The organism is Flavobacterium olei, from assembly GCF_039749035.1.
GTDB classification, from domain to species: Bacteria; Bacteroidota; Bacteroidia; order Flavobacteriales; family Flavobacteriaceae; genus Flavobacterium; species Flavobacterium olei.
The window spans coordinates 118547-139856 of sequence record NZ_JBDKWC010000001.1 but is presented as its reverse complement, the minus strand read 5'-3'; the positions used below and the strand labels follow the sequence as shown (position 1 = coordinate 139856).

At 37.6% G+C, this 21310-nt stretch carries 16 protein-coding genes; 11 read left to right on the top strand and 5 right to left on the bottom strand.

From position 1 onward, the window contains the following. Positions 1-14 precede the first annotated feature (14 nt). The 6 genes from ABEB31_RS00575 (at position 15) to ABEB31_RS00550 (ending at position 9298) form a co-directional block, all read left to right on the top strand. Entirely contained in the window at positions 15-497 is a 483-nt protein-coding gene (locus ABEB31_RS00575) for a hypothetical protein (RefSeq protein WP_347049311.1), read from the top strand. A gap of 308 nt (positions 498-805) precedes the next feature. After that, positions 806-1963: a hypothetical protein gene (locus ABEB31_RS00570; RefSeq protein ID WP_347049310.1), complete on the top strand. Its 1158-nt coding sequence runs from the start codon at positions 806-808 to the stop codon at positions 1961-1963. 614 nt (positions 1964-2577) lie between these two features. Further along, on the top strand, positions 2578-3540 hold the full coding sequence (locus ABEB31_RS00565) for a hypothetical protein (protein ID WP_347049308.1): 963 nt from the start codon (positions 2578-2580) through the stop codon (positions 3538-3540). 57 nt (positions 3541-3597) lie between these two features. Next, on the top strand, positions 3598-4752 hold the full coding sequence (locus ABEB31_RS00560; RefSeq protein ID WP_347049307.1) for an efflux RND transporter periplasmic adaptor subunit: 1155 nt from the start codon (positions 3598-3600) through the stop codon (positions 4750-4752). Between the two features lie 15 nt (positions 4753-4767). Further along, positions 4768-7941, top strand: a complete 3174-nt coding sequence (locus ABEB31_RS00555; RefSeq protein ID WP_347049305.1) for an efflux RND transporter permease subunit — start codon at positions 4768-4770, stop codon at positions 7939-7941. Beyond that, on the top strand, positions 7931-9298 hold the full coding sequence (locus ABEB31_RS00550; RefSeq protein WP_347049304.1) for an efflux transporter outer membrane subunit: 1368 nt from the start codon (positions 7931-7933) through the stop codon (positions 9296-9298). Before ABEB31_RS00555 ends, ABEB31_RS00550 begins: the two co-directional genes overlap by 11 nt. A 72-nt stretch (positions 9299-9370) precedes the next feature. Here the strand turns inward: ABEB31_RS00550 and ABEB31_RS00545 are convergent, their stop codons facing one another. The 4 genes from ABEB31_RS00545 to ABEB31_RS00530 all read right to left on the bottom strand — a co-directional run bounded on the left by ABEB31_RS00545 (position 9371) and on the right by ABEB31_RS00530 (position 14209). Next, positions 9371-9829: an RNA methyltransferase gene (locus ABEB31_RS00545; RefSeq protein WP_347050029.1), complete on the bottom strand. Its 459-nt coding sequence runs from the start codon at positions 9827-9829 to the stop codon at positions 9371-9373. A gap of 173 nt (positions 9830-10002) precedes the next feature. Next, complete coding sequence (locus tag ABEB31_RS00540; protein WP_347049303.1) at positions 10003-10425, bottom strand: response regulator; 423 nt, start codon at positions 10423-10425, stop codon at positions 10003-10005. Between the two features lie 21 nt (positions 10426-10446). Next, positions 10447-13746 carry a CheR family methyltransferase gene (locus tag ABEB31_RS00535; RefSeq protein ID WP_347049302.1) on the bottom strand — a complete coding sequence of 1100 codons (3300 nt, stop codon included), beginning with the start codon at positions 13744-13746 and terminating at the stop codon, positions 10447-10449. A gap of 151 nt (positions 13747-13897) precedes the next feature. Next, positions 13898-14209: a hypothetical protein gene (locus tag ABEB31_RS00530; protein ID WP_347049301.1), complete on the bottom strand. Its 312-nt coding sequence runs from the start codon at positions 14207-14209 to the stop codon at positions 13898-13900. A 339-nt stretch (positions 14210-14548) separates the two neighbouring features. On the opposite strand from ABEB31_RS00530, the gene ABEB31_RS00525 reads away from it, so the two are divergent. The 5 genes from ABEB31_RS00525 (at position 14549) to ABEB31_RS00505 (ending at position 21003) form a co-directional block, all read left to right on the top strand. Further along, positions 14549-15034 (top strand): (2Fe-2S)-binding protein, encoded by a 486-nt coding sequence (locus ABEB31_RS00525; protein WP_347049299.1) that lies wholly within the window; start codon positions 14549-14551, stop codon positions 15032-15034. Next, the gene (locus ABEB31_RS00520; RefSeq protein ID WP_347049297.1) at positions 15027-16043 is read left to right on the top strand and encodes an FAD binding domain-containing protein; all 1017 of its coding nucleotides are present in this window, start codon (positions 15027-15029) and stop codon (positions 16041-16043) included. Before ABEB31_RS00525 ends, ABEB31_RS00520 begins: the two co-directional genes overlap by 8 nt. A gap of 18 nt (positions 16044-16061) precedes the next feature. Next, the gene (locus ABEB31_RS00515) at positions 16062-18299 is read left to right on the top strand and encodes a xanthine dehydrogenase family protein molybdopterin-binding subunit (RefSeq protein ID WP_347049295.1); all 2238 of its coding nucleotides are present in this window, start codon (positions 16062-16064) and stop codon (positions 18297-18299) included. Positions 18300-18384: 85 nt separating this feature from the next. Then, positions 18385-19494, top strand: a complete 1110-nt coding sequence (locus ABEB31_RS00510; RefSeq protein ID WP_347049294.1) for a catalase family protein — start codon at positions 18385-18387, stop codon at positions 19492-19494. Positions 19495-19644: 150 nt separating this feature from the next. Further along, positions 19645-21003 (top strand): NAD-dependent succinate-semialdehyde dehydrogenase, encoded by a 1359-nt coding sequence (locus ABEB31_RS00505; RefSeq protein ID WP_347049293.1) that lies wholly within the window; start codon positions 19645-19647, stop codon positions 21001-21003. A gap of 74 nt (positions 21004-21077) precedes the next feature. Here ABEB31_RS00505 and ABEB31_RS00500 read toward each other — a convergent pair whose 3' ends face one another. Beyond that, a complete protein-coding gene (locus ABEB31_RS00500; protein ID WP_347049292.1) occupies positions 21078-21302 on the bottom strand; it encodes a hypothetical protein in 225 nt (74 codons plus the stop codon). Positions 21303-21310 lie beyond the last annotated feature (8 nt).

Below are 21310 nucleotides of genomic sequence, written 5' to 3'. Positions count from 1 at the left end.
TTAAAACCTGTAATATGAAAAAGATAATAATACTAGTAGTACTTGCTTTTACAGCAAACTTATCAGCACAATCTTCCATGTCTGATGATCTGGCATTGATCCAGCAGATTTATGGTAAAAGTAAGCAGGAGGTAATAAAAGAATATATCCCGCTTACAGAACCGAAAGCTACTGCCTTTCAAAAAATTTATGATGCTTATGAAGTGGAGCGAAAAGCGCTCGGAGCAACAAAGTTAAAAATCCTCGATGAGTATGCCGCCAATTATGATGTCCTGAGTGATGCAAAAGCTTCAGAATTAACAGAGGCCAATTTGAAGAATATTATTGATTTTGATAAATTATTATCAAAAACACATTCTAAATTAAAAAAAGAAATTGGCGGAACCAGCGCTGCAAAGTTTGTTCAATTAGAGCAATACCTGCAGGTTATCATCAGGGCCGAAATGCAGGATGCAATTCCATTTATAGATGAACTTAAACACACTTCAAAAAAATAATTATTTATCATAAATAAGAAGCCGAAAACAGAGTAGGAATGATGAAATGCCTCCTACACACGGTCAGAAGGTGGACGGCTTCTTAAATATTACTGATATTATCACTTCTTAGTTTAAAAATATGAATGAAAAATCTTTCTTTTTGTTCATTTAGCACTTTTTTCCTGCATTTAATCTATTTCTTTACATAAGTTAATTTTTATAAAAGCTTTTTATATATTTTTGTTGTAGTCAATCACGTACATTTACATTTATATACGCACATAGCAAGTTTTTATAAAAGTGTTAACTAAAATAGAAATAGTTGTATGCAAAATCCTGAAATGTTCTCTTCTGAAGAAATTGATTACGAACTGCAGCGTGTACTTGGTTTCGCTGGCTTTAAAAGTTCTCCAACCCTTTCTAAATTTTTAGAATACATTGTAACTGAAACTGTCCAAAACAGATTTCAAAGTATTAAAGAATATAATATCGCCGTAGACGTCCTTAAGCGCCCGCCGGGGTTTAATTGTAATGATGATGCAGTCGTACGCATTCACGCTGGAAGGCTTAGAAGAGCATTAGACCAATATTATAATGGTGAAGGAAAAAACAATCCGATATATATTGAAATTCCAAAAGGTTCGTATATTCCTCATTTTACAAGGCGATCAAAAGTTCCAGTTAAAAAGGGCAGATTAACTCCGGATCCCTCCCCGGACAAAAAACCAATCGTAGCGATATTTCCTTTTAAATCTTTATCTGAAAAAAAAGATCATGCTTCTTTTTCCCTTCTTTTAGCAGAAGAAGTCAGTGCCGAATTGTCCCGGTTTCAGGATATTTCGGTAATTGGCTATTTTTCCAAAGAAATGACTTCCAACATTAATCATAATATTCTGGAAGCAGGAAAGTTGCTAAATGCAGATTATATTATCAATGGCTGCCTTCAGTTTATAGAAAAAAGAGTGCGTATCAGAATTAATCTTTTATCCACAGCAACCGGCGAAGTGATGATGACGAAGTTAATTGATAAAGTGCTCAAATATGGAATGTTTGAAATATGCGATGAAATTGTACAAAGTTTTCTCGGTGCATTGGGAGGATATTACGGCAGCATTTTTCAGGAAATAGCCCGGGAATCTTCGATGAACAAGTTACCAAATGCAAAAATCAGGGACGGAGTTTATAGTTATTACCGATACCAGCGGTCTTTTTCTGTAGAAAATTTTAAGGGCGCCGTTACAGCATTGCAGGAAACCGTGAACACACACCCAAAACGTGCACTAGCATTGGCCATGCTCGGAGAATTATATCTTGATGGTATTTTACTGGCCATAGAAACAGTTCCGGATCCACTAAAAGCGGGTTATGAATGTTCTGCAAATGCACTTAAAATAGATCCGAACTGCCGGCATGCACTTCATAATTTGACATGGGTCAATCTGCTGAGAAAAGACAATACCCCCCGTTTTAATTCTCCTCTTTAATTTTTCTTCCATTTATATTGATTTACTTGTCACTGCAACTAATAATTGCGGTGCAGTTATCTGTATCCCTGTTTTGAAGTATAATTTTATTATACACTAAAGCGATTCTTTTGCTCAAAAAAATAGTGAAGTATATCGTTTCTAAAGCACATTTTAATTCCTTAAATTACTGATAATCAGTATTTTAATCTATCTATTTAACGTCGTTTAACAGTTAATAACAGAAATTGATCAATGTAATTATTTAATTTTATGATGTTTTATAACCATTTGATTATGATAAGATTAAATCTTCATAATCTGTTCTGAAAAAAAGTTAGTACTAGTTTAAATGATTTAAAAAGTATGGCTGTTCCCAAAGCTCTCTATATAGATAAGTTTGAGAATTTCATGGAGTCTATCATAATCCTGTATTTAACGGATGATGAATTTAAGGCAATATGCGATGATTATTGTACGAGTAAAATTAATATTGAAAAGTACAAGAAGAAGTCAGAAGAAGATCGACAATCAAAGGCTGATTACGAGTCTTTGTCTGTAGAATTAGAAGAGGAAATACTAAAATTTCTAAGCCGGTATAAATAAATTATTCATTCACACATAAAAAGTAAGCTATGAATTATAAAGTTACCATTACCAACGCTTTGATTCTTGCAACAATTTTATTGTCAGTAAAAACTTTTTCACAGGATTTGAGAGAGAGTACCACCGCCAGTATTCCTGCAGCTATTCAAAATAACAGTATTCAAACCGACTCGTTAAACATCGAGACAGACGATCTTGAATTTTATAAAAAACCGAAGCCTACACCACCCTGGTTTGTCAGACGTTTTAAAATAACAGCAGGAGTGTTTATTCCGGTAAACGGAACCAATGTAAGAGTCGGTAGTGACGCCAATTCTGAAGGGACCGAAATTGATTTTGAAGACAATCTGGGATTTAAAAAAGCGACAACTACTTTTTTAGGTAATTTACAATGGCGCGCTTCAAGAAGATCCAGATTTGATTTGGGGTATTTTCATCTCGATCGCTCCACCACCCATCAATTACAAAAAACATTAGAATTTGGCGATCATACTTATCCTGTAAATGCTACTGTAGATTCTTATTTTAAGATCAATATGTATTTATTTTCTTATGGCTATGCTTTTTTTCTGAAACCTAAATACGAATTAGGTCTTATGATTGGAACGCATACCCTTGCAACGGATATCGGAATTGGTCTTACCGCACAAAATGCTGAACTGAACTATAATGATAAATTTAATTTTACGGCGCCGCTGCCCGATCTGGGAATCTGGGGAGGTTATGCATTTACAGACAAATTTGTCATCAACGGAAACCTGAATTATTTCTCTCTTAAAGTAAATGATTTCAAAGGAAAAATTATTAGTTATAATCTGTCGGTGATGTACCAGTTGCTTCCGGATCTCGATCTGGCTTTGGGATACAGCGGAATGAACTTTACTATAGATGTTGTAAAAGACAAACTGGATGGTCATATTAAATGGGGATATAATGGTCCTTTATTTACCGTTTCATACGCATTTGGAAGCAGAAAACCTTTTGGAGAATAAAAATTTAAAATAGTCAGCAGAACATTTTTCGTAGTCTATTAATTTAAAAATAATTGTATGGATGCTTTGAAGAGAATAAGAATAGTTTCTATTGCCAGTTTCACTGTTTTTTTGGCTGCTTGTAAAAAAGAAGTACCGCCGGCCCCAAAACCTTTGGAAATTGCAGTAGTGAAAGTAGTTCAGCAGGATGTCCGTTTAGAATCTGAATTTACCGGACAGACATTTGGCCAGTCTGATATTCAAATCAATCCGAGAATAGACGGGGTTATAGAAAGCCTTAATTTTAATGAAGGAACTGTTGTAAAAAAAGGCCAATTATTATATACGATCGATCCTTTACCATTTAAAGCTAAAGTAAACGAGGCAGAAGGATCTGTTGCTGAGGTTGAAGCGCGTTTGGCCAAAACAAAATCAGATTATGATATGATGATACCGCTGGCTAAGATGAATGCAGTAAGCCAAAGGGAACTAATAGCTGCCAAAGCGTCTTATAATGCTTCAGTCGCTTCACTAAAAGCTTCAAGAGCCGGTCTTTCCAATTCGAGAATAGAATTGGGATACACCAGAATTCTCTCTCCAATAACAGGATTAATCGGCATTTCAAAAGTCAGAGTAGGTGATTATGTGCGTCCTGGCGCAGCATCTGTTTTAAATACAGTTTCAGATTTAGGAGATGTAAGAGTCCGGTTTACTTTGAGTGAACAGGAATACCTAAGGATTTTTAGAGAAATATCTAAGAAAAATTCAAGTTTGATTGGCGCCGGAAAATCAATTTCGCTCATATTATCAGACCGCTCTGTTTATCCTGAAAAAGGAAAAATCAGCTTTTCAGACCGACAGATAGATCCTACTACAGGGGCCGTAACACTAGAAGCATCATTTGCAAATCCGGACAGATTAATTCGTCCCGGACAATTTGTAAAAGTAGCTGTAGTAACAGACGTAAGAAAAGACGCTGTGATAGTTCCGCAACGTTCTGTTATCGAAATGCAGGGTGTTTCGCAAGTTTATGTTGTGGGAAATGACAATAAAGTTGAAATGAAAATAATAGAGGTAGGACCTGCTTATAAAGATGCTTACATTGTTACAAAAGGCTTAACTGCAAATGATAAAGTAGCTTTTGGAGGTACTTCTCTGTTAAAAAGCGGAAGTGTAATAACACCAAAGCTATTAGACTGGAATCCTGACAAAACAGAAAATAATCAGCGCTAACTTAAAAAATACATTATGGGAGAATTTTTCGTTAGAAGACCAATCGTCGCGATGGTTATTAGTATCATAATCGTAATCCTGGGATTGCTGGCACTACAAAAAACGCCGGTATCACAATATCCGGATATCAATCCGCCTGTAGTAAAAATTACAACCAGTTTTACAGGAGCAAATGCCTTAAATGTAGAACAGGCCGTTGCCACGCCAATCGAGCAAAAAGTGAACGGAGTAGAGAATATGCTGTACATGAAATCGACTAATACTTCAGACGGTGCGTGTACGATAGAAGTAACGTTTGATGTGGGTACCAATCTGGATAATGCCAATATGCTCACTCAAAACAGACAGAACCAATCGTCACCTTTTATGCCGGCAAGTGTAAAACAACAAGGTGTGGTGGTAAAAAAATCATTGTCATTCCCCATGATGTTATTTACCGTGACATCATCCAATCCAAAATACGATGCTAAGTTTCTAAATAATTATGCGAGTATTAATATTGTAGATCAGTTGGCCCGTATAAAAGGAGTGGGAGAGGTTTCCCTCTTTGGGGGAAGTGATTACTCGATGAGAATCTGGCTTAATGCTGACATCATGAGTAAATTAGGCATAACGGTAGACGATGTGAAAAATGCACTGAATGCGCAGAACATGATTAGTCCGGGTGGAAAATTTGGTGCAGAACCTGCTCCTCTGGGTACCGAATTTACTTATGGAGTTACATTGCAGGATCGTTTGATAACAGAAAAACAATTTAATAATATAGTAGTCAGAAGTAAGGAAGACGGCTCTCAGGTTCTTTTACATGACATTTCAAGAATCGAGCTGGGGACAGAAAATTACAGTTCAACCGCCCGCAGAAATAGTTCGCCAAGTGCTGTAATTGCTGTATACCAGATGCCGGGAAGTAATGCTCTCGAAGTTGCAGAACTGGCCAAAAGTGCCATGAAATCGATGTCTGCAAAATTTCCGAAAGACATTGTGTATCAGGAATCATTAGACACCACATTAGCAATTACGGCTGGAGTTGATGACATTGTTCATACTTTATTTGAAGCTGTTTTACTGGTTATCCTCGTAGTGTTCATTTTTCTTCAAAACTGGCGGGCTACTTTAATTCCGTTAATCACCGTTCCCGTTTCATTAATTGGTACTATTGCTGTATTTCCCTTATTGGGATTTTCGATCAATACACTTTCATTATTAGGATTGGTGCTGGCCATCGGTATTGTAGTCGATGATGCAATTGTCGTGGTAGAAGCCGTGATACATCATATCGAAAAAGGCAAAACTCCTAGGGAGGCCACAATTCAGGCCATGCGTGAAGTATCGGGTCCTGTAATTGCCATTGCCCTGATCTTAATTGCGGTTTTCGTTCCGGTAGCGATGACACCCGGAATTACAGGACGTTTTTATCAGCAGTTTGCTATTACCATTGCAGTCTCAGTTGCTTTTTCGGCTTTTAGTGCTTTGTCGCTGAGTCCGGCTCTGTGTGCGATGCTTTTAAAACCCACAAAACCTGTAGAAGAACAAACAGGATGGCTTGCCAGATTTTTCACGGGATTCAATAGAATTTTCGAAAAAGTTACAGGCGGCTATATTAAGGGAGCGACATTTTTTGCTAAAAAATCATTTTGCATAATTGGTTTATTAGTGATAATCATACTGGCAGTAGTTGTCTTGGGGAAAAAAATCCCATTAGGATTTATACCAGAAGAAGATCAGGGTTATGTGTTGGTGAATATTGCATTACCGCCGGCTTCTTCGATACAGCGCACCGATGAAATTTCAAAAAAAGTCGATAGTTTTTTAAAAGAAGAAAAATCGATACTTTCTTATACTACCATAAACGGTTTTAGTATGCTGACTAATTCCTATCAGCCCAACAATGCATTTATTTTTATATCCCTCAAACCATGGGAAGAAAGAGACGAAACCGCAAAACAATTTGTCGACAGGTTAAATAAAAGACTGGCCACACAAATTACGACAGCAACTGCTTTTTCTTTTGGCCCGCCCGCAATTCAGGGTCTGGGCGCATCGGCAGGTTTTAGTCTGATGCTGCAGGACAGAGGTGGAAATACCCCGCAGTATCTCGCAGAACAAACTCAGGCATTTATTGCGGCTGCTCAAAAGCGACCGGAGATAAAAAGAATTTATACCACTTTTAATGCCGGAACTCCACAGATTAAATTAGAAATAGATAACGATAAAGCCATGAAATTAGGTGTACCGGTTTCCAAAGTTACCGAAGCACTGGGCGCTTTTTTAGGCGGATCGTACGTGAATGATTTCAACCGTTTTGGACGTCAGTATAAAGTCTATCTGCAGGGAGAAGCAATTGACAGGGTAAGACCCGAAAATTTAAACCTGATTTATGTCAAAAACAATAATGGCGACATGCTGCCCATTTCTACTTTGGTAACTACAACCAAAGTGACCGGACCTGATTTTACAAACCGTCTGAATTTATTCCGTTCTGCTGAGATCGGAGGTAGCCCAAATGATGGTTACAGCAGTGCACAGGCTTTAGATGCCTTAGAGCAAGTTGCCAAAGAAACGCTTCCCGCAGATATGAGTTATGATTATATCAACTTATCCTATCAGGAAAAACATTCTCCGGGCGGCGGCACGGTATTTTTAATGGCTTTGATTTTTGTTTTTTTAATTCTGGCGGCGCAATACGAAAGTTGGAAATTACCTTTTAGCGTATTGCTTGGTGCGCCATTTGCGGTCTTCGGCGCTTTCTTAGGATTGCTCCTCGCGAGAATAGGAAGCGATGCGTATGTCAATAATGTGTTTGCACAAATCGGACTAGTATTATTAATCGGACTGGTAGCTAAAAATGCCATCCTGATTGTGGAATTTGCAAAAGAAGAATACGAGAAAGGAAAACCGCTGTACGAATCGGCGATGGTCGCTGCAAAACTGCGTTTCCGTCCTATTCTTATGACTGCATTTGCTTTTATTCTCGGTGTTGTCCCTTTACTTACCGCAACAGGTGCCGGTTCACAAGCCCGTATTGTAATGGGAATGGCCGTTTTTAGCGGAATGCTGATTGCGACAATTCTTGGAGTTTTAATTGTTCCGGGACTGTTTGTTATGATCGAGAACTTTGGCAAAAAGAAAAATGACGTTGTAGAAACAGAGACTAATATGGATTCAAAAACTGCAGATCATGAAGAATAAATTTAAAATAATCGTTGTTATTCTTTTTCTTGCATTGCTGCCTGCAGGCTGTCTGGTTGGACCTAAATACTCAAAACCCGAAACCGAAAAAGCGGCCTCTTTTAAATATGGAACTGCAAATGCCGACACTCTGGCATCTGTAGTCAATATAAAATGGTTTGAACTTTTTAATGATGAGGTTTTGGTTGGCTTGATACGCAAAGGATTAGAAAATAATTATGATTTAAAAATTGCTCTGACCCGTATCGAGCGCACACGTGCCGAATTGGGTTATACCAAAGCAGATTTACTACCTAATATAGGTTATAATGCAACTGTAAATAGTAATGAAAATGCTTTTCTGCCTTCTAACGCTTCTGCAACGCTTTCGTGGGAATTGGATTTTTGGGGTAAAATTCGTCATGAAAACAGAGCGGTAAGAGATGAATTAATTGCCAGTGATGAGGGCAGAAAAGTTATCTTGTCAAATTTGGTAAATGATATAGCAGTGGCATATTTTCAGCTTCGGGACTATGATAACCAGTTATTAATCGCGCAGAACACCTTGCTCACCAGACAAAAAGCTTTTGATATTATTAATGAAAGATTTAAAGGCGGATATGTTTCTGAAGTTGACAAAGCACAGATAGAACAACAAGTAGCTATTGCCGAAGCCGAGATCCCGGCTGCCGAAAGACAAATAACATATTTAGAAAACACCATATCGATTTTAACCGGTCAGATGCCTGGAGCGATTCCGCGCGGAAAAACAAATACGGAACTTCAGGTTGCTAATACAATTCCTGTTTCTATTCCGTCAGTTTTATTACGTAACAGACCCGATGTAAATCAGGCCGAAATGACTTACAGAGCGGCCAACGAGAGAATTGGAGTGGCTCAGGCCATGCGTTTTCCATCATTTAATATTGCAGCTTTTGCGGGTTTTGCCAATAATCATGTCAGCGATTTATTCAATAGCTCTTCTTACCTGCAAAATGCAAGTGCCTCTTTAGCAGGCCCCGTTTTTAATTTCGGAAAAAATAAAAGAAGGGTCGAAATTTACAGACAAATTGCCGAAGAATCCAAATTAAACTATCAAAAAACCTGTATAATTGCTGTAGCAGAAGTAGAGCAGTCTTTACAAAATGTGAAAAAATACAAAGAAGAATGGATTGCAAAAAACAAACAAGTGCTTGCTGCAAAAAAGAACCTCGAATTATCTGAAGCCAGATATTATAACGGATATACTTCTTATCTGGAAGTTTTAGAAGTGCAGCGTTCGTTATTTGAAGCAGAATTAAGTCTTTCATCGTTGACCCAGTATCAACTCAGCTCAACAATGCAGCTGTATAAAGCTCTTGGCGGAGGCTGGAACTAAAGCTAAAGATTTCTTTTTTATAAATAACAACTTAACAGAAATCCATAGCAATATTAGATCAATCAATAATTGCTATGATCGCGGTTTAGATAAGTTTCTGTCGTACATAATAATGGTTCCCGCGACTGCCACATTTAAACTTTTTTCAGATTTAAACTGCACTAAATGATGACACTTTTCCATTACTTTTTTAGATAAACCATGATCTTCTGCGCCTAAGAGATAAACACAGCGACGCGGATGTTCAAAGGTCTCCAGGGAAACAGCTTTTTCATTTAGTTCAACGCCAACCAATCGCGCTCCTTTTGGTAAGTTTTCAAAAAAAGCTTCAAAAGTATCATAATGAAAATACGGAATTGATTTTACCGCATCGTGAGTATCAGAGGCCTGTTTGGCGTAGCGATTGCCTATGGTAAATATAAAAGTAGCGCCTAAATTTTGAGCCGATCGCCATAATACACCCAAATTTTCAGGCGTTTTACCATTTTGTATTCCGATACCAAAATATTCATTTATAAAATTATCATTCATGCCGGCAAAAATACAAACTGTAATTGTATAAATCAATTTTTATTGGCTGAACAAAATTTCAGTATCGGATATTATTATATCAATTTTTAAAATTTAAATAATAAAGTTTGAACCGACTCACATATAACTAATTGTAGATAATCGAAACGAATACTATTTAGAAAATCAAAATATTATTTGTTAGGATGTCTGCAAAGTTTCCAGTATTCTATAATTGTGGTAATCGTATTTCTGGCATCAGTAATATCATTTTCTTTCTTAAAAAAGCCCTGAATAGTAAGTTCAGAATAAGCTTCGATAACCTGTTCCTGACGCACAGAAGTAGAATAAAATACAAAAGGAATACTCTTTAATCTCAAATACGGATCATTATCTATTTTTCTTTTGAGCTCCAACCCGTTCATTCCATGTAAGTTGATATCGCAAAAAATGAGGAACAAAGATTTAGTAGCTTTGTACAAATATTCCAGTGCTTCATCACCATTGCTGAGGTAAACCAGCTCGTTTTTAACTCCAATCTCATTTAAAATTCTTTCCATCAGGTGCTTGTCATCCTGATCGTCTTCAAGTATAATTATGGGTCCCGATTTTGACATACAATTTGTTTTATAGTTTTATCATGTAAAAATAGGGAAATAGAGGTTAAACTCAGAACCTTTTCCACTTTCTCCTATACATGTTATAAAACCAGAATGCAGGTCCATTATTTTTTTACATAATGCAAGGCCAATCCCTGTTCCTTCATATTCTTCCTTAGTATGCAGTCTGAAAAATGGGTCGAACAATCGTGCTCCAACTGTTTCCGGAAAACCAATACCATTATCTTTAACACTTATATTAATAAAATTGGTTTTAGCAGCAGTTAAAAAACCTGACGGTGGTCCGCCTGCAGAAGCCGTAATGGTGATAATAGGCGACTCATTTTCTTTACTGTATTTTAGCGAATTGGATATTAAATTGATAAATACCTGACGAATTAAAGCCGGAATTGTTTTCAAAGCAGGTATTTCTCCCACTTTAACGATACCTTTTTTATTCAGGATCATGTCATCAATTTCATCGCAGGCATCATTAATAAGCTGTGATAAATCGGTCTCCACAAAATCACCCTGATTTACACTTGTAACCTTAGAATACATCAGCAGATCATCAATAAGATGCTGCATTCGGCCGGCACTTACCAGTATACGGTTAAGGTGCCCGGTTGATTCTTCTGAAAGAATATTGTTTTTATTCTTAATGATCATGCCCGAAAAAATACTGATTTTTCTTAAAGGTTCCTGCAAATCATGACTGGCAACAGCAGTAAACGAAGCCAGCTGTTTGTTTTTATCTTCCAGGTCATGGTTGGTAAATTCCAATACTTTATTGGTACGAAGCAGGTCAGTAATATCTTCAAAAGCAAGCAATGCTAAAGGCTCTCCAAGCTTATTGTCGCTTATAGGTCTTACATTCATAATCATTGTCATCTCATTGCCGTTGTTCATCACTATTTTAACCTCTACATTATCCAGTTTTATGCCTTTGGAAAGTGAGAGTTCTATTTGATGACGTAAATCGGCGAGAGTTCCGACACCAATAATGGTATCAAAAATGACGCGGCCTTCAATTGCTTCTTCATTCGTTGAAAAATGATTATAAAAAGAAGCATTGGCACTTTTTACACGCAGCTCCTTATTAATAATTATTAATGGTTCTCTAATATTTTCAATAATAGCTTCGGCATAAAGACGTGAAAAAACAAGTTGTTCCTGTCGGTCCACCAGTTCTTCATTCATAGCCAGCAACTCTTCGTTGTTAGACTGAAGCTGTTCTGCAGAAGTTTCAAGCTCTTCATTTAAAGTCTGGAGTTCTTCACTGGTGCTTAGTAATTCCTCGTTGGCACTCTGCAGTTCCTCGTTTGATAATTCCTGGTCTTCGGTAACTTTTTTAATATCTTCCCTTAACTGCTCAATTTCCTTTTCCAGGGTTTTAATTCTTTTCTCCGCTTTGCCTTTAACACCTTCATTATCCAAATCCTCTCCGACTATTTTAACGCTCTTACGAAATAAAACCAGATAGTGTTTTTCTTCAATGTCAGAGGTTAACGGAACCACTTCAATATCGGCCATATATTTCCTGTCTTTCAACGGGATAGAAGTTTTGATGGCTTTTTGCTGTGTGGTTCGGGCGTCCAGCAGCGCAGAACGAACCTCAAATGCAAGTCCTTCACGCACCATTTCCAGAATATTGAAATTTGGTTTCCCTTGCGGGGAAAGCAGGAAAGCGCCGGTATCACCATGAAAATGAATAATCTCCTTTTTTTCATTCACAATAACCGCTGCGGGTGTATAGTGATTATAAAGAATGTTCTGTGCTGCTTCCTGATAATTGGGCTGAGAAAGTTCTTTTTTTACTGCCTTTGAACGGGAAGAAGAAACAGTATCAAGTCTTTCTCTCGAAATTGGAATTTTAGCGTTGACACCGTTAAGACGATTAAAAAGCTTTAAATTTTTAGATAAAGGTTCAAATAATCCGGGTGTGTAACTGGTAGATTCAGATTTGCCCAGTAAAAGCATACCGGTTGACAACAATCCGTAGTGGAAGGTTTTAAATGCTTTTTTCTGAAGATAAGAATCCAGATAAATAAGCGCGTTGCGACAAGAGACAAGGTCGAGTTTGGCAAAAGGCGGATCTTTAATAAAGTTATGTGATGCAAAAATACAGAGATCACGAATTTCCTTATTGATATGATAGGAACTTTCGATTTTTGTAAAATATCTTGCAAGGCGATTCTCGGATACACGTCTTATATCCTGACGGGAGTAAATCCCGGCACGTGCTTTTGAGATAGATTTTTCAGATATGTCTGAAGCAAAAATCTGTACTTTTAAAGAAATATTTTTCGAAGCAAGATATTCGTGCAATGAGATTGCTATGGAATAAGCCTCTTGTCCGGTCGAGCAGCCTGCAACCCAAATTCTGATTCCTTCCTGATTTTTTTTGTTTTCCAAAATCTTAGGAAATACCACTTCCGGAAGCATTTTAAAAACCTGAGAGTCCCTGAAAAAATCAGTAACAGGAATTAGCAGATCGTTAAAAAGTAAATCCAGTTCAACCGGGTTATCTTTAATAAATTCAAGATATTCTATTGAATTACTGATTTTGGCAATTACCATTCTGCGCGCAATTCTTCTTCGAATTGTCGGCTGTCTGTAATTTGAAAAATCATTACCGGTATTTTGGCGCAGGAGATTTAATATCGCAATATAAATATCATCATCGCCCTGAAGTATATTTTTATCCTTATCCGGATTCATAGAATAATTAGAATCATAAACCGATTCTAAAAGCATTAATTGTGAAGGAATATCTTCAACTTTTAATACAAAGTCGGCTGTTTCAGATAAAGAGTCATTATAATTTCGGCTGTACTCATGAGTAGCTTCAGAAAGTCGGGCAAATGCAGTTCCGCCTTGTTCCTTTATATAATTTAAACCAATAAAACCATCTGTTTTGTTTTCGGAAAGTAATATGGCGCGCGAAAATTCTTTGCATGCCAGTGCAAGAGACACAAAAAAATGATCTATCGAAGATAGTGAATCAACGCTGTTTTTTCTGCTTGTTACAGATAAAGTGCCATGACTGTGCGACAGAGTCTGATCATGCTTAAAGATATACAGTTTATCAGGTTCTAAAAAATTTCCGGGCTCAATAACAACGACCTCCGATTTTGTATTTTCAGTAAGTTGCTTAATTAGCTCAGTTTCCGATTCCTGTCTGTTCTCCAAATATAAAATAAAGGACATACCACTTACAGAAGGGAGATTTTTTACAAGCTTAATAACGTCTTCATGATTTTCTAATGATGCTGCAACGCCAACTATAGGAAAACTTTGTTTTCGTATGTCAAAAATTTTATCACTGGTATTGTCCATATTTCAAAGATAACTATTGACTTTAGAGCATCAAAGCATATTTAAACTAATTTAAAAATAAAGATGAAAATTTGTAAACAAACAGATTATCAAATAACAATTAATCCATCGTTTTTAAGTTCATTTTTACTTGTTCTAATTTCTCGAAGTCTTAATAATAAGTAGATTCTAAATAAGGATCGTACATATCCATATCCCAGGTTCTGTCATTATAATGATCTGTTAAATCTTCTTCCTGATCGGGATCAATGGTGCTTTCATTGTCGTCATAATGTAGAGCCGAACTGTGCAGGAATTCGCAGTCAAAATCCGGTTCATCATCATATTTATAATGTAAGTCGATTAATTCGGTTGTGCTTTGCATTTCAGGACTAAATTCTGCATCAACGAAAAGAGTCGAAGATTGTGCGTTAAATGAAGTACGCAAATTAGAATTTTGGAAAGTATGTGATTGTGATTTCATGTGATATTTATATTGCTGAATTATTTATCTCTTAATATTTATCCAAAAGTATGTGCTATGTCAACATTTTCATTTATAGGATTCTCTGGCATGTTTATATAATTTAAAGAGTTACGATAATTTATTAATGAAATATAGCAAGGAATTTTGCATTTAGTGAAGGTCATCCGATATGGATATTTTTAGATTTTATTTAAAAATACTGCTTCACTTATACTAAATAGCATTATCTAAATAATCTTACGGAAATTATATAAATATCAAACACTATAATATAAGATGAAATGCAAATTGTTTGAATAGATTTGTTTGAGCATATACGCTATAAATCAAATGATTATGAAGGATAAGCCTTTAATGAAAACCACACTAACTGTTAATCATAAAGATTATACACTCGATATACTTCCCTGGGTATCATTACTGGATACACTTCGGGACAGACTCCATTTAACCGGAACCAAAAAAGGATGCGACCACGGACAATGCGGCGCCTGCACAGTTTTATGCGACGGAAAAAGAATCCTGAGCTGTATGACACTTGCCGTGATGAAAAACGGAAGTGAAATTACGACTATAGAAGGAGTAGCAGAAAACTCCGAACTTCATCCATTACAAAAAGCTTTTATTGAGAATGATGCATTTCAATGCGGCTATTGTACGCCCGGACAAATTTGCAGTGCAATTGGTATGATGCAGGAAGGAAAAGCAGAGGACCGTGAAGATGTAAAAGAATTAATGAGTGGAAATCTCTGCCGATGTGGTGCAAATGCCGGTATAATAGATGCTATTATGCAGGTTATGAAGGGAGGTAATCATGAATAATTTTCAGTACAAAAAAGAAGTGACCGTAAATGACGCAATCCAGAGTGTTTTGCAGGATGGAGCCATATTTATAGCCGGAGGTACAAACATTCTGGATCTTTGGAAATATAACTTAACAAATCCGGAGACACTTGTTGATATAAATGATATAGCAGATTTAAATGAGATCCGTGAACTGGAAAATGGCGGTATTCGTCTGGGTGCGTTAGTTAGAAATGCCACTACCGCTTATCATCCTTTAATTGAAGAACGCTATCCCTTATTGTCTAAAGCAATTTTAGCGGGAGCTTCTGCACAAATTAGAAATATGGCCAGCAACGGCGGAAATCTATTGCAAAAAACGCGTTGTTATTACTATTATGATCCCGATGTTCCCTGCAATAAACGGGTTCCGGGATCAGGATGTCCTGCTATAAAAGGTTTCAATCGCATGCACGCTATAGTAGGTACAAGTGAAGATTGTATTGCAGTTTTTCCGTCCGACATGTGTGTGGCACTGGCTGCTCTGGAGGCGGTTGTGAATGTGAAAGGTCCTGATGGCGAGAGAAGTATTGCCTTTGCAGACTTTCATCGCCTTCCGGATGATAGACCTCACTTGGATAATACTTTACAAAAAGGAGAGATAATTATTTCGATAGATCTTCCTCCCAATAAATTTTCAGAAAATTATACCTATTTAAAACTTCGCGACCGTCATTCGTATGCATTTGCACTAGTATCGGTGGGTGTTGGTTTTGAAGTAAACGGAAAACATATCGCAAAAGCGCGAATAGCTTTAGGAGGAGTAGCGCATAAACCATGGCGTGTAACAGAAGCAGAAGATTTTTTACAGGATAAGCAGGCAACAGAACAGAACTTTGCCCATGCAGCCGATATAATTCTGGATGGCGCGCAGGGAAGAGGAGAAAATAATTTCAAGATTCCACTGGCGAAACGTGCTATTATCCGAGCTTGTTTTATGGCACTCAATCCGAAAACACAAAGACCCGGCGCCCGCCCGTCCCTTTAATCCTAAATGATAAATGAAATGGAAAATAAACCTTTAGTAGGACAACCGGTCAGCCGGATCGAAGGATTTGAAAAAGTAACAGGCGGCGCTAAATATGCCGCAGAATATCACGTACCCGATTTATTATATGGGTACGTGGTAAGCAGTACTATAACAAAAGGTAAGATTTTAAGTGTAGATCCTGCCGACGCATTAAAAGTGAATGGGGTTATCAAAATATTTACCCATGAAAACCGTCCGGGTCTGGCATGGTTTGATTTACAGTATGCCGATATGGACGCGCCGCCGGGAACCGTTTTTAAACCACTGAGCGATAATAAAATCAGGTACAATGGCCAGCCCATTGCATTGGTTGTAGCAGAAGATTTTGAAACAGCGCGATATGCGGCACAGCTAATCAGATTTACTTATGAACAAGAAGCTTTTGAAACTTTGCTCCAGGAAAACACCGATCGGGCGAGAGAACCTAAAAAAGGGTTGTCAACGCCATTAAAACCACCTCCGCCAAAACCGACAGGAGATTTTTTTGAAGCATACGAAAAAGCTCCTTTTAAATCGGAAGCAGTTTACTTTCATGGTACCGAACATCACAATCCATTAGAATTATTTGCTACGACTACCGTTTACGAGGGTGAAGGCAAACTTTTAATATACGACAAAACTCAGGGAACCATAAATAATCAATTGTATGTGGCCAATGTGTTTGGACTAAAATACAAAGATGTGCGAGTGCTTGCTCCGTTTGTCGGTGGTGCTTTTGGATCAGGGTTACGACCACAATATCAGTTATTTCTTTGTGTTATGGCTTCTCTTGAATTAAAAAGAAATGTACGCGTTGTTTTAGAAAGAAAACAAATGTTCTCTTTTGGCCATCGTCCGCAGGTGATACAATCTCTTAAATTTGCCACTGATGAGGCAGGGAAAGTCACAGCCATGAATCATAAAGCCATTGGAGAGACTTCCAGATATGAAGATTACAATGAAATACTGGTTACCTGGAGTCATAAGCTTTATCCTGCCGCCAATACATTATACGAATACAAACTTGCTCCTCTTGATCTGGCCACTCCTATAGATATGAGAGCGCCGGGAGGTGTTTCGGGTATGCATGCGATAGAATGTATTATGGATGAACTGGCTTATAAACTAAAAATGGATCCGTTGGAATTTCGTTTAAAAAATTATTCAGAAATAGATCCTTCTACGCAAAAACCTTTTACCAGTAAAGAGTTAAAACAATGCTATGAAAAGGGTGCAGAAAAATTTGGATGGCATTTGCGAAATCCGGAACCGTGCAGTACCACAAGAGGAAACCGACTGGTAGGATGGGGAATGGCAACAGGAATCTGGGATGCATATCAATTTCCTGCCCGGGTTCAGGCTATCTTAACCAAAGAAGGAAAACTGGAAATAAGCAACGCAACAACCGACATTGGTACAGGAACTTTTACCGTAATGACTCAGATTGCTGCAGATGAGCTGGGACTTTCCCTCGATGATGTTACTTTTTCTTATGGCGACAGTAAAAAACCTTTTTCTATGTTTCAGGGAGGTTCTGCAATAACGGCTTCAACCGGAGCAGCTATTGTAGTTGCAGTAAAAGAATTAAAAGAAAAAATTATCAAAGTATTAAAAGACCAGCCTGACTTGCCTTTTAAGAATCTGAAAAATGATGAGATTCTTTTTAAGAACGGTAAAATCGGCGTGAAAAATAATTCCGGGTTTAGCATTTCGTTTGCCGAGATAATTGCGGCAAATAATGGAAAAGCAATTAAAGTCACCAAAATGGGCGGTCCTGATCTTCTAAAACTACGAAAATTCACGAAGGCAACTCATAGCGCTTCCTTTGTAGAAGTCGAAGTTGATAAAGATTTGGGCACGATAACCGTTACAAAGGTGGTAACCGCAGTTGCAGCCGGAAAAATTATAAATCCCAAGACAGCAAAGAGCCAGATATTGGGTTCCATGATTTGGGGAATAAGTAAAGCGCTGCACGAAGAAACCATAATTGACCAACAGTTTGGTAAATATATGAATGCCAATCTGGCTGAATATCATATTCCGGTGCACGCCGATATCCCGGAAATGGATGTGATTTTTGTGGAAGAAAAAGATGCATTAATCAATGAGCTTGGCGTTAAAGGAGTAGGGGAGATCGGGCTTACGGCTATTCCGGCAGCGGTAGCGAATGCTATTTTTCATGCCACGGGAAAGCGTATCAATAATCTTCCCATACATTTTGATCAGCTTTTGTAGACTTATTTTTTCTTAAGAAATCTGATTAAAGACGATCAACTACGACCGTAAATTAAAATTTAATTAAACAAATTAAAATAGCCTTATGACAGATTCTAATCCATATATTCTATATAATGATAGTATAGAAACCATACAGCCTGATGAACAGGAAATTAGCCGAAAAATTGTAGACTCTATGGCCAGAGTAAACCGTTTGATGTACGAGAAATACCGTCATGCCATCAGAGATGCTCATTCAAAAAGTCATGGGATACTAAAAGGCGAACTTCAGGTTTATGATAATCTTCCGTCACATCTGGCTCAGGGTTTATTTCGTACTCCTAAAACGTATCCGGTTATTGTTCGTTTTTCTACTGCTCAGGGATCTATTGTACCCGATAAAATGTCGGCGTTTAGAGGTATGGCTATAAAAATAATTGGGGTAGAAGGAGCGAAACTTCTTCCGGAATTATCTGATGCTGTTACACAGGATTTTCTACTGGTTAACTATCCAGTTATACCGACCGGAACTATTCGGGAATATCTTAAAATGCAGGAAGGCCTGGAAAGTCAGGCTAACAGTGGAGAACTGTTTCAGAAGGTAGCACAAAAGGCGGCTGTAGGAGTTCAGAATGTTTTGGCAGCAGTAGGTCTTGCAGATGATACAAACAACTTAAGCGCGCCTGGCCCGCATATTCTTGGAGACACTTATTTCAGTATGGCTGCTTTGCGATTTGGAGATTATATCGCCAAAATAAATGTACGGCCATTATCTGAAAATGTTAAGGAGCTGGCCGGAAAAAAGCTTGATGACGAAATTATCGAGGCTGATGAAAATGCTTTTTTAACTAAAATCATCTCAGATTTTTTTGAGAATGGTACAGCAGAATATGAAATGAGTGCCCAGCTTTGTACCGATCTGGGCATAATGCCTGTTGAAGATGGTTCGATACAGTGGCCTGAGGATAAAAGTCCTTATCAGCCCATTGCAAAGCTTACTTTTAAACCTCAGCAAACCTTTAGTCCGGAAAGACGTGTGTACGCTGATGATGTTTTAAGTTTTAATCCTTTTCATTGTCTGCCGGAGCATCGCCCTTTGGGAAATATTATGCGCATTCGTAAGCTGGCATACGAAACTTCAAGTCAATACAGACATCATATGAACGCACAGCCAAGAAAAGAGCCATTAAGTATTGAAGATTTGCCGGAATAAAAAAGGTTTTAATGTATTCAATATTCTAAAATGACATTCCTTACTGAAAAAGAGTTCTGCTAAAGAACTCTTTTTTTTATATTATAAAAATCAAAATAAATTGTACCTTTTATAAGATTTTAAAAAAGATACAGGATAAAATAATAAGTTATGATAAAGTCTATAAATCCTTATACACAGGAGGTAGTGTACGAGGTAGCCGAATTCGATAAGAAAGATATTGAGGTTGCCATTAACAGGGCAGATGAGCAGTTCAAGTACTGGAGAGAAGTTTCCTTTTCAGAACGTGCCGTATTGATGAAAGCTGCAGGAAATGAATTGCGGACCAATGCCCAGGAATATGCCCGCATTATTACTCAGGAGATGGGAAAACCTATTACTCAATCTATAGCAGAAATAGAAAAGTGCGCCAATTTATGTGATTATTATGCAGATAATGCCTCTAAACATCTTGCGGATAAAGTAATAGATACAGAAGCGTATAAGAGTTATGTTAGTTTTGAACCAATAGGAATTGTTTTAGCAATTATGCCATGGAATTATCCGTTCTGGCAGGTTATGCGTTTTGCAGTACCGGCGCTCATGGCTGGTAATGTCGGACTATTAAAACATGCCAGTAATGTAATGCAATGCGCAGACAGTATTCAGAAAATATTCGAAAAAGCAGGTTTTCCTCAAGGCTGTTTTACTAATTTGCCTATCGGGAGCAAGATGATTGAAGAAATCATTAGAAATCCGAAAGTTAAAGCGGTTACATTAACAGGAAGCGAGGCAGCAGGAAGATCTGTAGCAGCCACAGCCGGAAGTGAAATTAAAAAAACAGTACTCGAACTTGGTGGCAGCAATGCTCTGATTGTTTTTGCAGACTGTAATCTTGAGCAAACGGTGAAAACCTGTGTACAGGCCCGTTTTCAAAATGCAGGACAAAGTTGTATTGCCGGAAAGCGGCTGCTGGTAGAAGAGCCGATCGCAGAAGAATTTACAAAGGCTTTTCTAGAAGCTGTAAAAGAACTTCAACCGGGAGATCCATTACTTAAGGAAACCACAATAGGCACAATGGCACGCGTTGACCTTGCCGAAGAATTAGAAAAACAACTCCAGAATGCTTTGGATAAAGGAGCAGAAGTATTGCTGGGTGGTAAAAGAAATAAAGCGTATTTCGAACCCACCGTGGTAGGAAATGTTACTGCTGATATGTCTGTTTTTAAAGAAGAAATTTTTGGTCCGGTAATCGGAATTACAACTTTTAAGAATGAAGATGAAGCGGTTGCACTCTCGAATAATAGTCCTTTTGGACTCGGAGTTACCATTTTTACTGAGGATTTTGAAAAAGCATCCAGATTAATACCGAAATTGGATGAAGGTGCTGTGTTTGTAAACGAACTGGTAAAAAGCGATCAGAGGCTGCCTTTTGGAGGAACCAAAAACTCAGGATATGGACGTGAACTTTCGCAGGACGGTATTCAGGAATTTGTAAATAAGAAGACGGTTTACATTAACAAATATTAAAAGCAAAACCCGCATTATTTTAATGCGGGTTTTTTGCTGTTACGCATATTATAATATCAATAAGGATCAATCTTTTATTTTCCAGATTTTTGTATGGTATACAATCCTCCGGCAAAAAGCAGAACTGCAAGCCCTAAATAAATATAGCCTTGCTGTTGTCCGGACTCATTTGAAGCGTCAATTTTTAGTCCTAAAAAATTAATTTCCTTTGTGCTGTCTGCAATTTTATTTGCTCCTATATAACCAACCGATAAACTAATCGCAATTAGTACAATACCTAGTATTTTTGATAAATTCATTTCTTTTT

Bases quoted from the DNA above. Each gene is read 5' to 3' on its own strand.
- ABEB31_RS00575 (WP_347049311.1), top strand. From the start codon at position 15: ATGAAAAAGATAATAATACTAGTAGTACTTGCTTTTACAGCAAACTTA.
- ABEB31_RS00570 (WP_347049310.1), top strand. From the start codon at position 806: ATGCAAAATCCTGAAATGTTCTCTTCTGAAGAAATTGATTACGAACTG.
- ABEB31_RS00565 (WP_347049308.1), top strand. From the start codon at position 2,578: ATGAATTATAAAGTTACCATTACCAACGCTTTGATTCTTGCAACAATT.
- ABEB31_RS00560 (WP_347049307.1), top strand. From the start codon at position 3,598: ATGGATGCTTTGAAGAGAATAAGAATAGTTTCTATTGCCAGTTTCACT.
- ABEB31_RS00555 (WP_347049305.1), top strand. From the start codon at position 4,768: ATGGGAGAATTTTTCGTTAGAAGACCAATCGTCGCGATGGTTATTAGT.
- ABEB31_RS00550 (WP_347049304.1), top strand. From the start codon at position 7,931: ATGAAGAATAAATTTAAAATAATCGTTGTTATTCTTTTTCTTGCATTG.
- ABEB31_RS00545 (WP_347050029.1), bottom strand. From the start codon at position 9,829: ATGAATGATAATTTTATAAATGAATATTTTGGTATCGGAATACAAAAT.
- ABEB31_RS00540 (WP_347049303.1), bottom strand. From the start codon at position 10,425: ATGTCAAAATCGGGACCCATAATTATACTTGAAGACGATCAGGATGAC.
- ABEB31_RS00535 (WP_347049302.1), bottom strand. From the start codon at position 13,746: ATGGACAATACCAGTGATAAAATTTTTGACATACGAAAACAAAGTTTT.
- ABEB31_RS00530 (WP_347049301.1), bottom strand. From the start codon at position 14,209: ATGAAATCACAATCACATACTTTCCAAAATTCTAATTTGCGTACTTCA.
- ABEB31_RS00525 (WP_347049299.1), top strand. From the start codon at position 14,549: ATGAAGGATAAGCCTTTAATGAAAACCACACTAACTGTTAATCATAAA.
- ABEB31_RS00520 (WP_347049297.1), top strand. From the start codon at position 15,027: ATGAATAATTTTCAGTACAAAAAAGAAGTGACCGTAAATGACGCAATC.
- ABEB31_RS00515 (WP_347049295.1), top strand. From the start codon at position 16,062: ATGGAAAATAAACCTTTAGTAGGACAACCGGTCAGCCGGATCGAAGGA.
- ABEB31_RS00510 (WP_347049294.1), top strand. From the start codon at position 18,385: ATGACAGATTCTAATCCATATATTCTATATAATGATAGTATAGAAACC.
- ABEB31_RS00505 (WP_347049293.1), top strand. From the start codon at position 19,645: ATGATAAAGTCTATAAATCCTTATACACAGGAGGTAGTGTACGAGGTA.
- ABEB31_RS00500 (WP_347049292.1), bottom strand. From the start codon at position 21,302: ATGAATTTATCAAAAATACTAGGTATTGTACTAATTGCGATTAGTTTA.